The organism is Leeuwenhoekiella polynyae (assembly GCF_004104075.1).
Classification (GTDB): domain Bacteria; phylum Bacteroidota; class Bacteroidia; order Flavobacteriales; family Flavobacteriaceae; genus Leeuwenhoekiella; species Leeuwenhoekiella polynyae.
The window spans coordinates 38,745-59,014 of record NZ_QOVK01000007.1 but is presented as its reverse complement, the minus strand read 5'-3'; the positions used below and the strand labels follow the sequence as shown (position 1 = coordinate 59,014).

Here is a 20,270-nt window from a genome sequence, read left to right as displayed (position 1 = left end):
ATCTATTTAGTAACTGGACCCAAACTTCAAAATACCCAAATCATAATAACCGGATACTAAGCATTTTTGATTATTGATTGCCCCAAATCATAATTGATTCACGAGTTTAAGTTGGGAGAAAGGCCCGTCGCGAGAGCGCGGGTTTTTCGTTTTTATATATTTCGTCAGTTCTCCTGTATTTGTGAATGGTACTATTTGATTTCATTTAGTAGATTCAATTCAAGTTCTCAACGTTCTACCATTTTCCATTCAACGTTCAACAACTACCATTCGACTACAGTGATTTACCTGTTATCGTTTTTACACCTGATAATCTGTTGCTTAGTCGCAATTTTGAATCAGAATTAAAAACCAAATCACAATGAAATTAGCATTAGTCACTGCATTTCCACCAAGTAAAGTTACTTTAAATGAATATGCTTATTATTTAGTAAAAGCCTTCAGAAAGCATAACGAGATCGAAGAATTGATTCTTTTAACGGATGCTCCAGAAGCAGACGTAAATATGCATCTGGATATTGAAGGTTGTAAAGTTACGGTAAAGCCTTGCTGGAGTTTTAACAGCTATTTTAATGTACAAAGTGTTTTAAGAGCAATACGTCAAACTGTACCTGACGGTGTTTTATTCAACCTTCAGTTTATGAAATTTGGGGATAAAAAAATCCCTGCTGCTTTAGGACTTTTACTCCCGGGCATCTGTAAGTTAATGGGTATACCCAGTGTCGTATTATTACACAATATAATGGAGCAGGTAGACCTTGATCAGGCTGGTTTTACAGGCAATAAGATATTGCAAAAAGCTTATGGTTTTATAGGCACAAATTTAACGCGTATCCTTCTAAAAGCTGATTTTGTTGCGTTAACTATCAGTAAATACGTTTCTATTCTTGAAGAAAAATACAATGCAGATAACGTAGGTCTTATTCCGCACGGAACTTTTGAGCTTCCTGCAGAGCCTAACTATGATTTACCGGATGGCCCTATGAAAGTAATGACTTTTGGAAAGTTTGGTACTTATAAAAAAGTAGAAATGCTTATTGAGGCGGTAGAACATCTTCGCAAAAATGTTAAGGCAGATATTGAGATTGTGATTGCAGGTACAGATAATCCTAATGTGAAAGGATATTTAGATAGTATGAAAGAAAAATATGCTCACGTTAAGCAACTGCGATTTACGGGCTATGTAGCAGAAGAAGACGTTCCTGCTTTATTTGAAGAGAGTGCTGTTGTGGTTTTCCCATATACCTCTACAACAGGAAGCAGTGGCGTTTTGCACCAGGCAGGAAGTTACGGTAAAGCTGTAATCATGCCAGACCTTGGCGACCTGGGAATTTTATCGCGAGAGGAAGGCTATAAAGCTCATTTTTTTGAACCGAATAACATTGAAGATCTCGCTATTGCTTTATATAAAGTATTAGCTAATCCTCAATATCGTGTTGAGATGGGTAAGGCAAATTATAAAGCAGCTACGGCACTGCCTATGAGTACTATTGCAGATAGATATGTAGATGTATTCAAACAAATTATAGAACAGAAAGAGTCAAAAAGAGCAAAAAACCTGATTTCAATTTAAGGAACCTTTCACCCCACTTCGATTTGGTTGTAACCCCTCTCGCTTTCCCTAAAAGCGTTTGGGGTTCTTTATTTGGTAGAAATTCTAGATTTAAAATGACTCAATAATCGTTCTAAAAGTTAGATTTACTCGTGCTGAATGTACCTTGGTAGTAGGTGGTAAGCGGTGTAGCCAGTGTGTTTGCGTGGCACCTTTCATAATTAGCAAACTCCCGTCTTCTAGATTTAAGTCCACTTTTTCTTGAGTATCTTTATGCTTAAAAGCAAATTTTCGTTCTGCTCCAAAACTTACTGAAGCAATTGCTCCATTTTTTTTGAGATCTTTTTCCCCGTCACTGTGCCAGCCCATTCCTTCGCTACCATCGTGATACAAATTCAACAAACATGAGTTGAATTGTTCACCGGTCTCCTGTTCAATTTTTAGTTTAAGATTTTTCAACTCTTTAGTCCATAAGAGCGCTTTTTTAGTAACCTTCGAATAGGTGTATGAAAAGGGGGAATCGCCATACCAGGCTACTTTACGTTTGGTAATGATCTTTTTCCCAAACATCACTGCTTCATCGTTACGCCAATCAATATGATGCATTAAATACTGAAAATAGAAGACAGCTTCTTCCTGAGAAAACAGTTTCCCGTAATAGTTTACTACACCGTCTTTTGGTAGCAGATTTTTTGAAGCATCTGGTTCTATATCGAATAATTTCATAAAGTACTTTGCAGCAAATTTAAGAGTTGAACAGCTTAATCCTGAATGTCTTTTACAATTGATAAAGCTGGTTTTGCTTCACCATTGCCATCAATTAAACCGAAATGCTTTTGTTTGGCTTTCCGCCAGGGTAATCGCCCGACTACAGCAGTTGGAATTTCTTTAAAATCATAAAGCGTCCATAGCGCATAATGCAGTTGTTCAGCTTTCGCGAAAGTTAAAAACTCATTGTAATATTCGGCTTGTTCTTCTGCATCAGCGCCTAAAGGATTCCAAATGCCGGAGTAGGTGGGAAGTCCAAATTCCTGAAGCATCAACGGCTTGTTAGTTTGAGCTTTTAATTCTTTATAAGAAGTTGTAAAACTTGCAAAATCTTGATACGAGTGAAAAGAAACGAGATCAACATCATCTAAAAGCAAAGAAGCTGAAGCTGAATCAGACCAGCCAATTGTAAGCAGCGTGGCAGGATCAAGACTTTTTAAATAGGCTAAATGATTTTTAAGCCAGAACAGCACCAGATCTTTATCGCGAGATTCAAAATCCAGATTGGGTTCGTTTTTCAAGTCCCAGGCGAGCAACGCCGGATGGGCTTTTAAAGCGTTTACGACAGCTCTGGAATGTTTAAAAGTACTTGACCAGTCTATGACCGAATAATCGCCGTAGAAGTCAAATAAGGTAACAATGACCTGAAGATCTTCTGCGTCAGCGAGATCCATTAGTTTTTTGAGCTTACTGAGTTTTTCAGGAGTTACTTCGGCTTTACCAAAATCTTCATATCCTACAAAAATTCGAATCGTATTAAACTGCAGATCTTTGATTTTTTTAAAATCAGTTTGGATTACAGCAGGTTGAAAATCAGTTCCAAATGTATCCCACGGGTTTTGCTGGGGATAGTAATTGATGGCTTTAATTGGATCTGGTAATTCTTTTTTAACCACTTGTTTCTTCGGTACAATAGAATCCTGCTGCGGAATGCGAACCAGCTGTCGGATTCTCCAAAACCCATCTTCAAGCAGCATAATTACGCGATAGGAAGCCGTAGTAGTATGCTGAAGCAGCAAATTATTTTCACTAAAAATCCGCTGTGCTTCCTGCACACCGAAATCTTTAAAACTGATAAACTGACCGTCTGCGCTGTAAAATTCTAGTTCCAGATTGTGATTGAGACTCGTGCCTTCTATACGTGTTAGTGCGTTTATATTTTGCTTCAACAGGTGTTCAACTTTTTGTCTGGCACTTGCTGTATAATAATCATCAATTCCTTTAAACTCGTTAGTTGCCAAAGCAACTTCACGCACATACCAGGCATTCAGATAATCTTGCGCTACGCGTTTTTGAGTTGGTTTTTCTAGCGGTCTGCTAGGGTTGAGGGTATCGCTCCAGATGAGATGCGGTTTGTAAACACGTTCACTTTTCAGCGCAAGATTGAGCATTTTACTCTTATCTGCACCGGTGTTGAGGTACGTCATAATCTGGCCTATCGCAAAAACGATAAGTAAATTCAACCCAATGAAGGAAAGAATAAGTAATGCACGGTATATGTTTTTATTTTGATTTTTCACTCGATAATCGAGATTACGATTTAAATAGTACAGATTCTAAGTTTTTGCTTACGCCCAAAACGCATATTTCTAAGGAATACGCTCCAGACGGGTAAAAGGCTTTTTTCAATTCAAAAGCTACGCGACCGGCTTCGGTCTTTTTGGTTAAGGTTTCTGTTTCTCCGGTTTTGTTTTTGATTTTTAAGCTAACAACAGTTCCTTCTGGTAAGGTCTGACCGAGTATACCGTTAAGTGGACCAATTTTGAGTTTTCTGGTTGTTGCATCCCAAATTAATGGAATATCATTGAGCGCCGGTTTGTACTGTATGGTAATAGGGTTACTCTTTGCAATGCCCGTGATGTAAGCTGTTACCATCCAATTTTGGGGTGTTGCAGGATGTTGTATTTGTGCTTGTGCAATACCATTTATAGTATTTCCAGAAGTTTGTAGTATTGCGCCACTTTTGGTTTTAATTACAAAATTAACCAGCGTAGCATCAGGGATTGTATTGTTATACCGGTCTTTGATTACATCGGTTCTTAGCGTAGTGATCTGGTCTGCATCTGCATACGTATTGGGTCTTTCAAAATCTATGTTGAAATCGGTCGCCAAATTAGCATCTACATAAATGGTTTGTAGTTTTGATGTCGTGGTGTCACTATGTGCAGCCACAAAAATGCGTCCTGATTTTAAGGTAGAATACACATTTTTCCAACTTATAAATCCTTGAATTTCTAAAGTTTCAACATTTGAGTTGCTCGCATAACCGGTATTTAAAGAAATTTCTGTCTCATCGGGCAGCGGGTTGTCATAAATGTCTGTAGGCAAAATTGTGAATTGGGCAAAATCTTCGCCACCAGCGGCAATACGTTGCGGACCCAAATACGATTCTAGTTTTGCTATTTGTGTTGTATCTGCGTTGAGCTGAAGTTTCCCGTTTAACAAGGCTTGTTCTTTTGCTATTAATGTCCAGTTAAAAACACCTGAACTTGTGCAAAAAGGTTCGGCAATTGAGAATTGAATTTCATCCGTTCCAGTTCTTTCTTCAGCTTGTATTATGGATGTTCCCAAAGCATTTGAAACAATAAGCTGCGTGGTTTTAGCCTCAGTATTAAAAGAAAGTGAGATGGGTTTTCCCACCGTATATTCTGATTGCTCGGTTAGAAGCACAGCGGTTTGTACTTTGCTTTGAAGATTTGGAATTACAGTAAAGCCTAAAAGTAGCAGCACACCAGAAATCAATATGTAAGCTTTGTTTATTTTCATCGGGGATTACCAAGATAACTATTGATTTCAACTTTGAGAAAGCCTCCGCCGTTCAATTTGATTTGCACAGCATCTTCTTGCGAAATATCTCGCTGAGGGATAACCTTACGAGCGATTTCAGTATTCGGCAATCCGTTTACAAAAATGGCCTGCATCGAGTCTGATATGAGTTGGGTTTCCTGTTTATTTAAAGCGATTGAAACCTGTTGCTTGCGTTGCTGTCTAACACCTTCTTGCAGAAAATGATGCGAGACCCATTGCAATTGATGCTCGTCATCATAATAGGATAACAACAACTGTGGAATCGTCGCCTGCTGCGTACCGGGATTGAATAATGTGGTTGTGAGCTGGTCATCTTTCACTTCGATACTGTTAATAGCCACGCGTTTGTACAAATCGGTATTGGCTACATTGCCGGAAACATGTAAATCAAAATTCACAGGCTTGCCATCCAATTCAATAGGAGTAAACTGATCTGGGTCAAAAGTAAGTGGAATATGCTCGTCAGGATTGATCCACGCCGTGCCTTCAAATTCTATTTTAAACGAAGTTATTTCTTTAGGCATTAGCTTATGTTTCATCTCGTATTTAGCATTGTAAGTTGCCAACTCGAGATCTTCCTCATCATATAAGGTACCTTTTACCGAAACATCTGCGGGAACATTATCTACATTCTGAATTTCACCCACAATTACATAGTCGTTATTCACCTTTAATAAACGGGCAGAAAGTACCTCTAAAACCGGTTGCTTGAGAATATCCTCGTGATAGGTTTGCTCTGAAGTTATTCTGCGTCTTCCGTGGTTGTAAAAATCGGTTTCAGTAATGGTGATCAACTGATCTGGCGGAAGGTCTAATTCCGGTTTCTTCGGTTTTACATACCATTTGCCGGAGCGTTTAACGAGTTCCAGATCTTCGGTGGTATTGATGAGTTCGAGTGGCGTGATCCACGATGCTTTTGCGGTTGCCAGTGCATTGCTGTCGGTTTCCTTGGTGATTGCAACTCTAATCGCATCAAGCTTGGCGTAGCTGTTTAAAAGTCCGTCTGTGACAGCAAATTCCAGCATAAACTGGTCGAGCGATTTATCACTTTGTGGATCAAAATACGAATAGGCACGTTCCAGTTCTTTAAAATCAAGCGCATCAAAATAAGCCTCTACTACATTTTTAGGCGAAACCTGATCGGCATTTTTGAGATAGAATGTATAAATGCCAAAAGCAAAGCAACAGACCACGATCAAGCCATAAAAATGCGCAATATTAAAAAGAAATTGTGATCGTTTTTGTGAGGTTTTCGCGGAAGCGGAAAAATCAATTTTCCACTGCATATAGGGTGGTTTTTTAGGTTTTTTAGACCGAAGTGCGCGTAACCAGATCGACTGAATATTAATCACAAAAGCCACTAAAACTGTTGATAACGGAATGATGCCCCACATTAAAATAAGAAATAACGGGATGTCATCTTTCGGCATCAATTCGGGCATAGGAGGGACACCCAGTTTTTCCCAAACCATTATACCATTTTCTAATAAACCCAGGCGTTGCCAGCCTGCAAAATAAAGTATAGGATCGTAGAATTTATCGTTAGAAAAGACATATTTAAGATTGTATTTCTCTGGAACAGTCAAAAATTGTTGCAACGAACCAATACCTTCAACGCCACGGAATTTGGAGTTCTCCAGCCGTTCAATAGCGCGGGTTGTCAATTCAGGAAGACGACGGGCAGAATGATAATTTCCGTCAACGGTCATCGCATCAGTTTGTGCAGAAAGCCAGGCGATTTGATCGCCAAAACCCAGTGGCAAAAAGCGCCACTTATAATGCATATCCTGATTGAGAAAATTAACAATAGGCAGCATTTTTATAGGTGTTGGCTGTGAAGGTCTAAAATTGCTTAAGGTTAGTGTAAAAACAGTTGTTCCTAAAAAAACAGCAGCCATAAAACCAGCGAGAATACGATGGTAGAGTCCGCCCAATTTGGTGCTTAAAAAAGTTTTATAATCCCCTTCTGCGAAGCGATAGGCAAACTCCCCAAACAGGGGTAAAACCAGAATACTTCCCCACAATGTAAAACGGTCTAAGGTGAGGATATTAAAGGCATTATCTCCCAGGATCATCTTCGGAATCGGAGTAGTGCCACCGGTTCCCAGAATGGTCAACATGGTAAGTGATAACCCAAAAAATAAGTAGCGTTTACTGTAATACCGGTAAAAGAAATACGGCATCAGCAGCAATAAAATTCCCCAGGGAATCAAAAAGAAAACGAGTCCGCTAGATGTGATTTCCAGAAAATTATCGCGCGATCCATGTGGAATAGGAACTTGCGTGATGGGATTGTTTTTAGTGTTTACCCAATACGGTAGAATGCAGGTAATGATCAGAAACAACGCTGTAAAACCAAAAGCGATCATACGCTTCAGTAATTTAAAAAAAGCAGTAAGAAATACTCTAAAGGTGATTGCCTTCATCGAAGCTACCTGCGACCGCGCCTGATCCATAACCGCCATTCCTATCAACGGAAAGATAAAGAACACCATCCCAAAAATAGGAGTCACGTGGTGAGAGCAAATAGTTACCGCCAGTAACGAAAGCGAAGTAAGGAAGTATTTTTTTCGGCCGGTAAGAAGCCACAGATAAATTTCGGGTAAGCAATGCATCAGGATCGAAACACCAATAATACTGGGTAATTGACCAAATATATGCAGGGTTTCAACAAAAGAAGAAGAAAACACAGCCAAAATTGCCGCATACCCTGCAGAATTGGGATTAGCCGTGATAAGCAGTGCAAAGCGGTAAACTCCCGTAATAAAAAGGATAACTCCAACAATAGCAACAGAAAACATCCCGAATTTGAGTCCGCCAATCAGCGAGAGAACGGCAATAGCCTGATGTACAAGCGGCGGATAGCCCATAACGGTAAAGCCGGTGTACCAGCTGTAGTTCCACGGTTCAAACCAGTGTGTCGCATAATGGTCTGCAAAGAACAGATGAATGAGTGCATCATAGGTGCCTTCTAATGTAAAAAAGATTCCAAAGCCATGAAACACCACACCTATAAGAAGGGCAATAATCAAATACCTGTTTGGAGTGTTTCTCATCTAATAATACGTATGCAACTGTTTGTATTTCTTACTCAGCTAAGATATAACATTCGATGAATGACTCATCTGTCGATAAACGGTTTTCAACTAAAGTAGCGGTTTAACCATCGAAAATCAAGGGGTTAGGGTTCGATACCCCGGTATGTTTGCAGTGTAATTAATCGATAAAACACCTCAAATTATGAAAACTGCTATTATAATTCCTTGCTACAATGAAGAAACCCGAATCAACAAATCGGCTTTTATAAACTTCATCCAATCTTCAGAAAATTACCATTTATGTTTTGTAAATGATGGGAGTAAAGACAAAACTTTAGATGTATTAAAAGGAATACAACAAACAGATCAGCAAAAAGTTTCAGTTATAGATATGAAACGTAACTCTGGCAAAGCAGCTGCTGTAAGAGCCGGAGCACGATACCTACATACTAAATCAGATATTGAGCATATAGGCTTTATAGATGCAGATCTTTCTACAGATTTTGAAGATTTTATAGCCCTGGATGACACTTTAAAGCGCAATGCGACCCTAAAAATGGTTTTTGGCTCACGAGCAAAAGATAACGACGGCGGTGGGATTAAAAAAGATCCGTTGCGGGCTGTTTTTTCTAAAGTGATCAAAATGTGTGTTTACCTTATTTTAGGTTTGCCTATACAAGACACGCAGTGTGGCGCTAAGGTTTTTAAGAAAGAACTGATACCGGTGATTTATGCTAAAAGTTTTTTAAGCAAATGGTTGTTTGATGTAGAACTATTCATCAGACTTAAAAAATATATGGGCGGAAAAACTCAGGTTATGCAAGTCATTCACGAGCAAGCTTTAAACCGCTGGGTACATGTAGACGATTCTAAATTAGGATTAAAGGATTCTCTTGAAATCCCATTGAGATTGATGATCATCTGGTTTAATTATAATGTGTTGTCTCTAATTCCTGTAGCTGCTTCAGTTGAAGAATCTGAAGTTTTTGCAGAGATTTACCCAATGCCTATGGCAGCTTAGTTTCTTATATTTTTTTAATTACAAGAGCCAGATTATTAACGATCTGGCTTTTGTAATTGTATATTTTTAATTTTTTTGTCAAGTAATGCTTTCACTTTTTAGTTAAAGCATTATATTTGCACCCGCAAAAAGGGTCGCATAGCTCAGTTGGATAGAGCATCTGCCTTCTAAGCAGACGGTCGCAGGTTCGAATCCTGCTGCGATCACAAATTTAGCTTATAAACTAAATCAAAACCCTGTAAATCATCTAATTTACAGGGTTTTATGTTTTTGTGGTATTCATAAAATTTGATCGTATTTGCTATAAAATGTCAACAATTCGGTCAACAGTTTTAAATAATAAAAAGTGTTGACCGAATAAGCATTTAAAATGCTTATATTTAATATGTTATAGTTTGACTTTCGTCTTTAAAATTGTGTAATTAAAGACGAAAAATGATGAAGACCCGGTCAACATTTAGCCTGATTTTTTGGGTTAACACCTCACGGATTAAAAATGAGCACGTTCCAATCTATGCTCGCATCACTGTAGATGGTAAACGAGCAAATTTTAGTCTACAAAGGCGAATTGCAATTGCTGAATGGGATTTATTCTGAACGTGGAATCATTAAAGGTACAAGAGAGCAAGCCCGATTAGTGAATAAATACCTAGAGCAAATTCGCTGTAAGGTTTACCAAGCTTATGAAGATATGTTGAGTGAAAACAAGTTTATTACTGCACAGGCTATACGGTCCAAATTTCTAGGGGAAGATAGATTATTCAAAACCTTAACAGAGCTTTTTGAGTATCACAATGAAGTTTCAAAAGATCCTTTTATTCGGTTTAAAACTTCATTTCAAAAAAACAGGAGAGAATATTTAACTAAGGTAGAATTACAAAAAATCGAAGACTTCAATTCCTCTTTGGATAGACTGAATACTCAAATCAATACTCATTTCTGGTCAATTTAGTTTTTGTTTGATTGATTTTTCAATCTTAAATATGGTTATGGTTACTTCATATGCCATACTATTCACGCAACTCTCTGTCCAGTTTAATGTTGTAATTCTATTTTCTATTTATTTAAGCTTTTTAAACAGCAGGAAAAAGATGCTCATAAGTTTAGCTCCCAATTGTTCTCTCAATATAGAATATGCCTTAGTTAAATGACCTTCTACCGTCTTTTTTGAAATTTTAAGATAATCAGCAATTTCAGTATTAGATAAACCATCTTTTTTACTAAGCATAAAGATCTCAGCACATTTTTCGGGCAATAATGAAACCCCCTCAAAAATGATCTCCTTTTTTCTCTCGAGGATATCTATATCATTGTTATGTACTACAGATTCAACTGTATTTAGGTACACCTTGTCAAAAGGAGTTAAGTGATTATTTTTTTTATAGTAGTTTATAAACTCATTGTAGCAGCTTTTATACAGAAAGTTCTTAATGGAATATTCAGGATTAAGTCTACTTCTGTACTCCCATAGTTTTAAAAATACATTTTGAATAATGTCTTCTGTGAGAGCATGGTTATGCGTAAATGTATATACATAAGCAAACAATTTTTTATGATAAAGTTTTAAAAGCAATGCATAACCAGCTTCTTCTCCATTCTGTAGACGTTTTATTAAAGTCAGGTTGTCGTTATACATAAGGTGCTATATAGTTAAAAAAACACACGTTTAATTGTTTAATATTAAAAAAATTATAATAAAAATTAAAAAAAATGTTAACCAAAGCAAGGGTGTAGATTATTTCAATTGTATTACTAGTATAGATTAGCAAAAAAGATGGAGAGTAAAATAGAACAAACTTTAATAAGATATTTAACAAATACAGCCTCTCAGGAAGATTTGAGATCATTGTCTGATTGGATAGAAAAGCCTTCTAATAAACAAGAATTAGAATCTTTTATAAAAGATTATTACACGATTACATACAGTATTAATAACCCCAATACAGATCTGGCTTTACAAAACTTATTAACCTCAATTGATAAACGCAAAAGATTGCGGCATATTCAAAAACGTAGGTTATTCAGTAGATATGCGGCAGCTATTCTTGTAGTTTTAATTTTAATAGTCGGTTTTCAGTATGGTAACTATATAGTTAATAGTGCATCTACATCTTCAAAAGAGATAAAAGTAGGAACAGATAAAGCCACATTAACCTTGGAAGATGGATCTGAAATACAGCTTGGAGCAAAAGAAATATTTCAAAAAAGTGGCTATTTAACTAATGGAACCTTACTTGAATATTTAACAGATACCAAAGATAGTAAGGAGAGTAAAGAAATTGCCTATCACTATTTAACGGTGCCGAGAGGAGGAAAATTTTCAATCATTTTATCAGATGGTACAAAAGTTTGGCTCAATTCTGATAGTCGTTTAAAATATCCTACTCAATTTAAAGCAAGAAATTCTCGCGAGGTAGAACTGGAGTATGGAGAGGCCTATTTTGATGTATCATCAGCTACAAAACACGAGGGAGCATCTTTTATAGTTTATAACAGTGATCAGAAAGTAGAAGTTTTGGGAACTGAATTTAATATTAAAGCCTACAATGATGATGCAGATGTTCTTACCACTTTGGTAGTAGGGAAAATAAAATTAAATGTTGAAGAAATAGAACAGATTCTTGAGCCGGGTCAACAAGCAAAATATGATGTAAATAACAATAGGATCATAACGAAATCGATTGATATTTATAATGAAACTTCGTGGAAAGAAGGAATTTTTAGTTTTGACAATAAATCCCTCCTAGAAATAACCAAAGTACTTTCTCGATGGTACGATGTAAAATTCAATTTTTTAAATGAAAATGTGCGGCAAGAAAAATTTGTAGGAATTCTGAGTAAGAATCAAGATATCGATCAAATACTGTTGCAGATAAAGAACTTAGGAATAATTAATAACTACAAAATTGAAAAAAATGAAATTGCAATAGAATAAAAAAGAGAACGAAGTCAAACATTTGGCGATGGACTCAACTTCGTCTCTCTCAAGTATTAATATTAGATATTCACTAACAAATACCTAACAAATTTATGAAAATTAAATTACCCCGTTCGCAATTCTCCTATCCAAAGAAATTGCTGCTGTTACTTATGAAAACATTTATTTTTTTACTGTGCATTACTGCGTTTGGCTTATCGCCAAAATCTTCATACTCTCAGGATAAAATCACCATCTCCAAAGATCAGGTGGTGACTATTAATGAAGTATTTCATATGATTAGAGAGCAGACTGATTACAGGTTTATATATTCTATAAACTCTTTTAAAAATACGCCCAAAATACAATTACGAAAAGGAGAGTTTAATATTGAGAATTTACTAAAACGTTTTATTAATAAAGGTGATCTTGATTTCGATATTAGTTCAGATCACATTATTACCATTAAGAAAATCAATGAAATTATAGAGGAAAAACCAGTTTCAAAAACTAATATCCAAGAGATTGAGATAAAAGGTCAGGTAATCACTGCTCTCGACAACGTACCACTTCCTGGCGCAAGTATTCTTGAAAAAGGTACGGTCAATGGTGTTATAACTGATTTTGACGGAAAGTTCTCCCTTAAAGTTAAAAATCAAGATGCCATTTTAGTCATTTCGTATGTTGGCTTTGCTACGCAAGAAATTCCTGTAAATGGTAAAACCAATCTGAATATAATTTTAAAAGAAGATGCAGACAGTCTGGAAGAGGTTGTTGTTGTAGGTTTTGGTAGGCAAAAGAAGGTTTCCTTAACCGGTGCAGTTTCAACCGTTGATATGGAAGATATGAAAACAAACCCAACTTCTAGTGTATCAAATGCGCTAGCTGGTAATGTACCTGGTGTAATGGGAATGATTCAATCTGGACAACCCGGTAGAAATATTTCAGAATTCTGGATTCGTGGGATTTCTACTTTTGGTGGAGGCAGTAGTCCGTTGGTTTTAATAGATAATATTGAACGTGATTTAAATGAGCTGAATATTGAAGATGTAAAGTCTATTACCGTCTTAAAGGATGCAGCTGAAACTGCAATGTACGGTTCACGAGGGGCAAATGGTGTTATATTAATTACAACAAAGAGAGGTAGCGATGGTAAAATTCAGATCAATTTTAAAGATGAATTTATTTACAATACACGTACGATTACACCAGATTTTGAAGATGGTATAACCTATGCAAATTTGTTAAACGAAGCACGTATTACGCGTAATGAAGGTCCTATATATCAACCTGAAGAACTAGAAATTTTACGATTGGGTTTAGACCCTGATCTATATCCTAATGTAGATTGGAAAGATCAACTGCTACGCGATGGCTCGATGACGTATCGTGCAAATTTAAATATGAGTGGTGGAGGGCCAACTTCTAGATTTTACGTTTCAGGAAGTTATATTAATGAAGGTGGAATGTATAAAATAGATGAATCACTAAAAGATGATTACGATACCAATGCCAATTACAAACGCTGGAACTATCGCCTTAACGCAGATTTTAATATCACTCCTACAACGATTGCAAAAGTAGGTGTGGCAGGTTCTATAAGTAAACGAAACAGCCCGGGATTGGGTGATGTTGATTTCTGGGGCTCCCTGTTTGGGTATTCACCCATACGTACACCGGTATTGTATTCAAACGGTTATGTACCTTCAATAGGAACGGGAAACCAGACCAACCCTTGGGTTATGGCAACTCAAACGGGGTTTAATGAGAACTGGGTTAATAAGGTACAAACTAACGTTACCATAGAACAGGATTTTAATTTTATTACGCGAGGACTTCGTATGCGTGGTATCGTGGGCTATGACATCGAGAATATAAATAACATACAACGTCGCAAGTGGCCAGAGCAATGGCGTGCTGCAAGGGCGCGTGATGCAAACGGAGACCTGGTATTTACTCAAGTTTCACCTCCAAGTGAACTTACTCAATCGGGTAATTCAGCCGGTAACAGACTTGAGTTTTATGATCTGATGGTTAATTATGACCGTAGTTTTGGTAATCATAATGTGGGTGGAGCATTGCGATTTACTCGTGATGCCTTTATACAAACCGTAGATCTTGGTACGGATATTAAGAACGGGATTTCCAGAAGAAATCAGGCTCTAGCGGGACGACTTCTTTACAATTGGAATGAACGATATATGGTAAATTTTAATTTTGGTTATACCGGTTCTGAGAATTTTGCACCGGGACAGCAGTATGGTTTTTTTCCAGCGATTTCATTTGCTTGGAATATTGCCGGAGAAAAATTTGTAAAAGATCATTTGAGTTGGATCAACCTTTTTAAGATTAGGTATTCTTATGGTAAAGCAGGTAACGACCAGTTAGCGGGAGGAGAACGTTTCCCTTATTTATATACCATTTCAGAACTATTTCGTCGGGATAATGAGGGTAATCTCATTCAACCTCTCGAGCCCACCGGGGGTTATCAATGGGCAGATTATGGTTCAGACAGGTATTATGGCGGAATCATCTACTCACAGGTAGCTTCATCTTATGTTACTTGGGAGGTGGCTACAAAACAAAATCTTGGTTTTGATATCGAAACCCGAGGGGTTACAGCAAACTTAGATTTCTTTAAAGAAGAGCGCTCAGGTATTTATATGACCAGAAACTTTTTACCGGCTATGGTCGGGTTAGAAAGTACGCCTAGAGCAAACGTAGGTATTGTAAAATCACAAGGTTTTGACGGTCGTTTTCAGTACCGGAAACAGCTGGGAGAAGTTACCCTTACTGCCCGTAGTAACATCACCTACAGTAAGAATGAGATTTTAGAACGCGATGAAGAAAATAATGTCTACGCCTATCAGAACCAAGAAGGCTTCCGCGTAGATCAGTCCAGAGGTTTAATTGCTTTGGGGCTGTTTAAAGATTATGACGATATACGAAACAGTCCTACCCAAACTTTTGGAGTGTACCAGCCCGGAGATATAAAGTATAAAGATGTAAATGGTGACGGTGTTGTAAATGATGGTGACCGCGTTGCTATAGGTGCTACTAGACGTCCCAATCTAATCTACGGTTTAGGAGCTTCTGCTAACTGGAAAGGTTTTGGTTTAGGTGTACACTTTCAAGGAGCGGGTAAATCTACATTTTCTACCTACGGAAAAACGGTTCATGCATTTAGCGAAGGAGAGTGGGGACAGGTGATGAAAGGGGTTATGGGAGATAACCGCTGGATATCTGCAGATATTTCTGGTGATCCTTCAACAGAAGATCCTAATGCTTCCTATCCTAGATTGAGTTTTGGCCCAAATCCTAACAACTTTAGAGAATCTACATTTTGGTTAAGAGACGGCAGATATCTACGTCTTAAAACTATTGATTTTGGCTATCAACTTCCTGAAAGTATTACTGCCAGAATTGGAGTTCAAAACCTCCGCTTATATCTGGTGGGGACCAATTTAGTGACGTGGTCTAAGTTCAAACTTTGGGATCCAGAATTGGCCACGCCGCGAGGAGAAGACTATCCTCCAATAAAATCTATAACCATGGGAATTAGTGTTAACCTGTAAACTTAAAAAGATGATTAAAAAAATAGTATATACTGTTCTGATATTCGTATGCGGCACTAGTCTTATAACTTCTTGTAATGATGATTACCTGGATTCTAGCACCTATTTTAAAGATCGATTAACAGAAGAAAAGGTATTTGAGAGTAAGGTTTATTCTGAAGAATGGCTGGCTAATGTATTTGAAGAATTAAGAGGAATGAATGCAGATGTGGCCAGTAAGGGAATCACTCCTCACAACTTTGCTGACGATATGTATTATGGAGACCGCGATAGCGATTACGACCCGTCTAAAAATGAGCTTTCCTACAACATGTTTAAGATGGGAGAGTATTCTGAAAACGACAAGCAAGAGTCTTGGACACAATGTTACCGTGGTATTCGTAACGCATCGACCTTTATTCATAAAATTTATATGAATAAAGAAATGTCTGCCGAAGAGATAGAAGACTATAGAGGGCAAGCACGTTTTGCACGAGCTTATTTATACTGGTTGTTATTGCGTAAATATGGCCCAATTCCACTGCTACCTGATGAAGGGTTAGATTATGCAGATAGTTACGATGATCTGGCTGTACCGCGCAGCACTTACGAAGAGTGTACCACCTTTATAAGTAGTGAAATGCTTCTTGCTGCGCAAGAAATGCAAACATTAGGTCTGGTTCGGGGTCAGGATGGCTCTGCAAGACCATCTGTTGGAGCGGCCCTGGCAACCCGGGCAAAAGTCCTGATTTACGCAGCTAGTCCACTAGCAAACGGAAACAACTCTAATTTTGCCTCTTTATTAATGGATGACGAGGGTAAAAAATTACTTGCATCAGATTATCAAGAAGAAAAATGGGCTCAGGCAGCAGCCGCGGCAAAAGATGTCATCGATCTAGGAGTGTATGAGCTGTATACTGTGCCCGTTCAGGAAACAGGTGATGATGCAACGGTTATTCCTCCGGATGATGGTAATTTTTCAGAAAAATCTTGGCCTGAGGGTTGGGATAATATAGATCCTGAAAAATCCTATGCACAAGTTTTTGACGGGACTTTACCTCCCTCAGGAAATCCTGAATTGATTTTTACCAGAGGTAATAATCAGGTCTCAGAAACAATAAGAGATATGGTTGCGCACCAATTGCCAAGATCTGCAACAGGGTGGAATACTCATGGATTAACTCAAAAAGTTGTAGATGCTTATGCCATGAATGATGGTACAGATGTACCCGGTAAGGACAGCGAGATCGGTCGTGGGGACGGCTCTGAGCGTGCAAGTGGTTATGTAACACAAGAGGACGTTGATGCCGGTATGTTTAAACCGTTATTGCCAGGTGTTTCACTACAATATGCAAACCGGGAGCCTCGCTTTTATGCGTCTGTTGCTTACAATGGGAGTTTTTGGTCTTTATTAAATGAATCTCAGGAACGTAACCGCAATCAGCAGGTTTTTTATTACCGCAATAACCCCAAGGGCAACGGATTCAATTCATCTAATGCATACTGGTTAAGAACGGGTTTTGGTATCAAAAAATATGTTCATCCTAATGATACATATGAAGGTGGAAGCATTGATAAGATCGTCTTCAAACCTGAGCCTGCCATTCGCTACGCAGATATTTTACTTATGTATGCCGAAGCTTTAAATGAGTTAGACGGGTCATATAATATTCCTTCCTGGAATGGAGGCACACACATTATAGCCCGTACAATTCCAGAACTTCAAAGAGGAATACACCCAGTACGCATACGCGGTGGGGTACCAGATTATCCGCTGGCTGTTTATAATGATAAAGATGCATTGAGAGAGCAACTAAAAGAAGAACGTTTTATTGAACTTTTAGCTGAAGGTCAGCGCTATTACGATTTACGCCGATGGATGGATGCTGATGTCGAAGAGGCTCTACCTATTTATGGCTGCAATATTATTATGAGTGAAGAAGAACGCGATCTTTTTCATAAACCCGTTGCTGTATGGGCATTAGAAACCACCTTCTCAGATAAAATGTGGTTTTGGCCTATAAGTTTAACAGAGCTTAAAAGAAACAACCGCCTTACACAAAACCCGGGATGGAATTATAACGATTAATAAAAATATCATGAAAAATAAACCATTAATACTAATTCTTTGCCTGGTGCAGCTAATACTCTGCACCTCGTGCAACGATGAGTGGACCGAAGAACAATTTGAGAATTACGTATCATTCAAAGCACCATTAACCAGTGGTGGTGTTACCGATATATACATACGCTATAAGGAGTCTGAAAAAACAACATTTCAGCAACCATTAATCGTGAGCGGCTCTAAAACAAATAGCGAAGACATTACTGTAGAAGTTGCTGTAGATGCAGATACACTAGAGGTTCTTAATTATGAACGTTTTCAGAATCGGGAAGATTTTTATTACAGACAGTTAGATAGTAAGTATTATACGATTCCTTTTCAGGTAGAGATCAAAGCGGGAGAGAACACTTCGCTTATGGGGATCGATTTTTCATTGAATGGTATCGATATGGTTGACAAGTGGGTACTTCCTTTAACTATAAAAGACGATCCATCTTATGACTACGTCGCAAACCCTCGTAAAAATTACCGGAAGGCACTTTTGCGTATTAACCCTTTTAATGATTATTCAGGAACGTATAGTGGTACTGCTTTAAAGACGGTTATGGAAGGTTATGAAAACGAGACACCTGTTGTAAAATCAGAAATTAGATCTTATGTGGTAGATGAAAATACCGTTTTCTTTTATGCCGGAAGTATAGATGAAGATCGTCAGGATCGTCGCAATTATAAAGTGTATGCAAATTTTGATGAAACCGGCGGGGTTATATTTTATGCTGAAAATCCTGAAATGAATTTTCAAATAAATAAAGATGCCAGTTATACCATCACAGAACGTATGGATGAAATACGCCCCTATTTATTACATAGATATTTGACCATTAATAACATTGATTATCAATTTACCGATTATACACTGGTTGATAATGTCGCTATTAATTATAAAGTTTCGGGATCATTGATCTTAGAACGACAGTTGAACACGCAGATTCCAGATGAAGATCAGCAAATAGAATGGTAAAAAAGCACTAAAAAATACAGTTAAAATTGGGGTACAACCCAATTACGTGTATGAATTAAAAATCTATAATTATGTATTTAAATAAAATTTATAAAACTAGTAGTTTACAGGTTCTTTGCCTGGCACTTGCTTTTGTAAGTATGCTTTTTAACGGGTGTCAAAATGATGATGAGGAAGAAATGGTTTTTCCGCCATTTGATGCTTCGGCACCTGTTGAAGTTACTGGGTTCACACCAGAATCTGGTGGAGCAGGACAACGTTTGGTTATCTACGGAAAGAATTTTGGAACAGATGTAGATCTTGTATCGGTTCTTGTAGGAGGTAAAAAGGCTGTTGTAATTAGTGTAAATGGTGAGTCTATTTATTGCCTCATACCTAAGCAAGCATTTGGAGGTGATATAGAGGTCCGTATAGGTCAAGAAGAAAATAAAGTCGTTGCATATGCAGATGCCAATTTTGACTATCAGCGAAAGATGGTTGTTTCTAACTTGATCGGCTATAAAAATGATAGAGGTGATGAGCCTTGGAAAGATGGTAGGTTCACAGCTGAAAATGATACTGACAGAGCAAGTGGGTTCTGGGAACCCTCATTTATCAAGTTTGATCCGTTAAATCCAAAACACCTATGGGCTGTATTCGATTTTAATAACGGTCTTTATCTGATTAATTTTGAAGACAGTACAGTTACCAAAAAGAGATCCGATTTTAATCGACCACGTAGTATAGATTTCACAAATGATGGTAAATACATGATTATCGCTGAAGATCGAGGCGGTGAAAATGATCGGGCCACCTACCGGTTATCTCGTGATAAGGATTGGCAGGATCGAGAAATTATTACGAGATATAGACAATGTAATGGCGCCTCTGTCCACCCGGTTAATGGGGAGCTCTATTTCAACAGTTATGAAAAAGGACAGTTTTTTCGATTTGATCTCAATAAATATTTTGAAGAGGGATTAGGTGATAAGGATTATGAGCAATTGTTTGTCGTACAAGATCCCGGCTGGGAATATAAGACCTTTATTCATCCTTCTGGAAACTATGCTTACATCGTGATCATTAACAAGCATTATATTCTTCGTGTTGATTACAATTGGGAAAAGAAACAGTTTAACCAACCCTATTTAGTTTGTGGTAGATTAGGAAGTGCGGGCTATCAAGATGGGGTAGGCTCAGGTGTGCGGTTAAATACTCCATATCAAGGTGTATTTGTGAAAAATGAAGATTATGTAGAAGCAGGTAAAACAGATGAATATGACTTTTACTTTACAGAGCAATACAATCACGACATTAGAATATTAACTCCAGAAGGTAGTGTGACTACGTTTGCAGGTAGAGGTAGTTCAAGTATAAACCCCGATCCCTGGGGTTATGTCAATGGAGATCTTAGAGAAGAAGCTCGTTTTGATCAGCCCACAGGTATTGCATACGACGAGGAGGAGGGGGCCTTCTATATAGGTGACAAATCTAATCACCGATTTAGAAAAATAGCCCTGGAGACTAAAGATGAATAACCAATATAA

14 protein-coding genes and 1 tRNA gene are annotated in these 20,270 nt (G+C 37.7%); 10 read left to right on the top strand and 5 right to left on the bottom strand.

What is annotated here, in order from left to right:
• Nucleotides 1-361 precede the first annotated feature (361 nt).
• Nucleotides 362-1,573 carry a glycosyltransferase gene (locus tag DSM02_RS09800; RefSeq protein WP_128765462.1) on the top strand — a complete coding sequence of 404 codons (1,212 nt, stop codon included), beginning with the start codon at nucleotides 362-364 and terminating at the stop codon, nucleotides 1,571-1,573.
• A 90-nt stretch (nucleotides 1,574-1,663) separates the two neighbouring features.
• Here the strand turns inward: DSM02_RS09800 and DSM02_RS09795 are convergent, their stop codons facing one another.
• From DSM02_RS09795 to DSM02_RS09780, 4 genes are read right to left on the bottom strand one after another with little or no spacing between them, the layout of a single operon-like run.
• Nucleotides 1,664-2,278, bottom strand: coding sequence for an alpha-ketoglutarate-dependent dioxygenase AlkB family protein (locus tag DSM02_RS09795; protein WP_128765461.1), 615 nt, complete (start codon nucleotides 2,276-2,278; stop codon nucleotides 1,664-1,666).
• A 35-nt stretch (nucleotides 2,279-2,313) separates the two neighbouring features.
• Nucleotides 2,314-3,840, bottom strand: a complete 1,527-nt coding sequence (locus tag DSM02_RS09790) for a cellulase family glycosylhydrolase (RefSeq protein ID WP_128765460.1) — start codon at nucleotides 3,838-3,840, stop codon at nucleotides 2,314-2,316.
• A 13-nt stretch (nucleotides 3,841-3,853) separates the two neighbouring features.
• A complete protein-coding gene (locus tag DSM02_RS09785) occupies nucleotides 3,854-5,086 on the bottom strand; it encodes a hypothetical protein (RefSeq protein WP_128765459.1) in 1,233 nt (410 codons plus the stop codon).
• Nucleotides 5,083-8,184 carry a hypothetical protein gene (locus DSM02_RS09780; protein ID WP_128765458.1) on the bottom strand — a complete coding sequence of 1,034 codons (3,102 nt, stop codon included), beginning with the start codon at nucleotides 8,182-8,184 and terminating at the stop codon, nucleotides 5,083-5,085. Before DSM02_RS09780 ends, DSM02_RS09785 begins: the two co-directional genes overlap by 4 nt.
• A gap of 184 nt (nucleotides 8,185-8,368) precedes the next feature.
• On the opposite strand from DSM02_RS09780, the gene DSM02_RS09775 reads away from it, so the two are divergent.
• From DSM02_RS09775 to DSM02_RS20370, 4 genes are all read left to right on the top strand, one after another.
• Nucleotides 8,369-9,187: a dolichyl-phosphate beta-glucosyltransferase gene (locus tag DSM02_RS09775; protein WP_128765457.1), complete on the top strand. Its 819-nt coding sequence runs from the start codon at nucleotides 8,369-8,371 to the stop codon at nucleotides 9,185-9,187.
• Between the two features lie 132 nt (nucleotides 9,188-9,319).
• A tRNA-Arg gene (locus DSM02_RS09770) sits at nucleotides 9,320-9,393 on the top strand.
• Nucleotides 9,394-9,622: 229 nt separating this feature from the next.
• Nucleotides 9,623-9,784 carry an Arm DNA-binding domain-containing protein gene (locus tag DSM02_RS20790; protein ID WP_128765456.1) on the top strand — a complete coding sequence of 54 codons (162 nt, stop codon included), beginning with the start codon at nucleotides 9,623-9,625 and terminating at the stop codon, nucleotides 9,782-9,784.
• Complete coding sequence (locus DSM02_RS20370; RefSeq protein ID WP_164918279.1) at nucleotides 9,720-10,139, top strand: hypothetical protein; 420 nt, start codon at nucleotides 9,720-9,722, stop codon at nucleotides 10,137-10,139. Before DSM02_RS20790 ends, DSM02_RS20370 begins: the two co-directional genes overlap by 65 nt.
• Nucleotides 10,140-10,247: 108 nt before the next feature.
• On the opposite strand, the gene DSM02_RS09760 is transcribed toward DSM02_RS20370, so the two are convergent.
• The gene (locus DSM02_RS09760; RefSeq protein ID WP_128765455.1) at nucleotides 10,248-10,823 is read right to left on the bottom strand and encodes an RNA polymerase sigma factor; all 576 of its coding nucleotides are present in this window, start codon (nucleotides 10,821-10,823) and stop codon (nucleotides 10,248-10,250) included.
• 138 nt (nucleotides 10,824-10,961) lie between these two features.
• On the opposite strand from DSM02_RS09760, the gene DSM02_RS09755 reads away from it, so the two are divergent.
• The 5 genes from DSM02_RS09755 to DSM02_RS09735 all read left to right on the top strand — a co-directional run bounded on the left by DSM02_RS09755 (nucleotide 10,962) and on the right by DSM02_RS09735 (nucleotide 20,261).
• Nucleotides 10,962-12,122 carry a FecR family protein gene (locus DSM02_RS09755; RefSeq protein WP_128765454.1) on the top strand — a complete coding sequence of 387 codons (1,161 nt, stop codon included), beginning with the start codon at nucleotides 10,962-10,964 and terminating at the stop codon, nucleotides 12,120-12,122.
• A gap of 155 nt (nucleotides 12,123-12,277) precedes the next feature.
• Nucleotides 12,278-15,679 carry a SusC/RagA family TonB-linked outer membrane protein gene (locus DSM02_RS09750; protein WP_128765453.1) on the top strand — a complete coding sequence of 1,134 codons (3,402 nt, stop codon included), beginning with the start codon at nucleotides 12,278-12,280 and terminating at the stop codon, nucleotides 15,677-15,679.
• A gap of 10 nt (nucleotides 15,680-15,689) precedes the next feature.
• Nucleotides 15,690-17,747, top strand: coding sequence for a RagB/SusD family nutrient uptake outer membrane protein (locus tag DSM02_RS09745; RefSeq protein ID WP_128765452.1), 2,058 nt, complete (start codon nucleotides 15,690-15,692; stop codon nucleotides 17,745-17,747).
• Between the two features lie 10 nt (nucleotides 17,748-17,757).
• Nucleotides 17,758-18,744 carry a DUF4973 domain-containing protein gene (locus DSM02_RS09740; RefSeq protein WP_128765451.1) on the top strand — a complete coding sequence of 329 codons (987 nt, stop codon included), beginning with the start codon at nucleotides 17,758-17,760 and terminating at the stop codon, nucleotides 18,742-18,744.
• Between the two features lie 71 nt (nucleotides 18,745-18,815).
• Entirely contained in the window at nucleotides 18,816-20,261 is a 1,446-nt protein-coding gene (locus DSM02_RS09735; RefSeq protein ID WP_164918284.1) for an IPT/TIG domain-containing protein, read from the top strand.
• The last annotated feature ends 9 nt before the right edge of the window (nucleotides 20,262-20,270 follow it).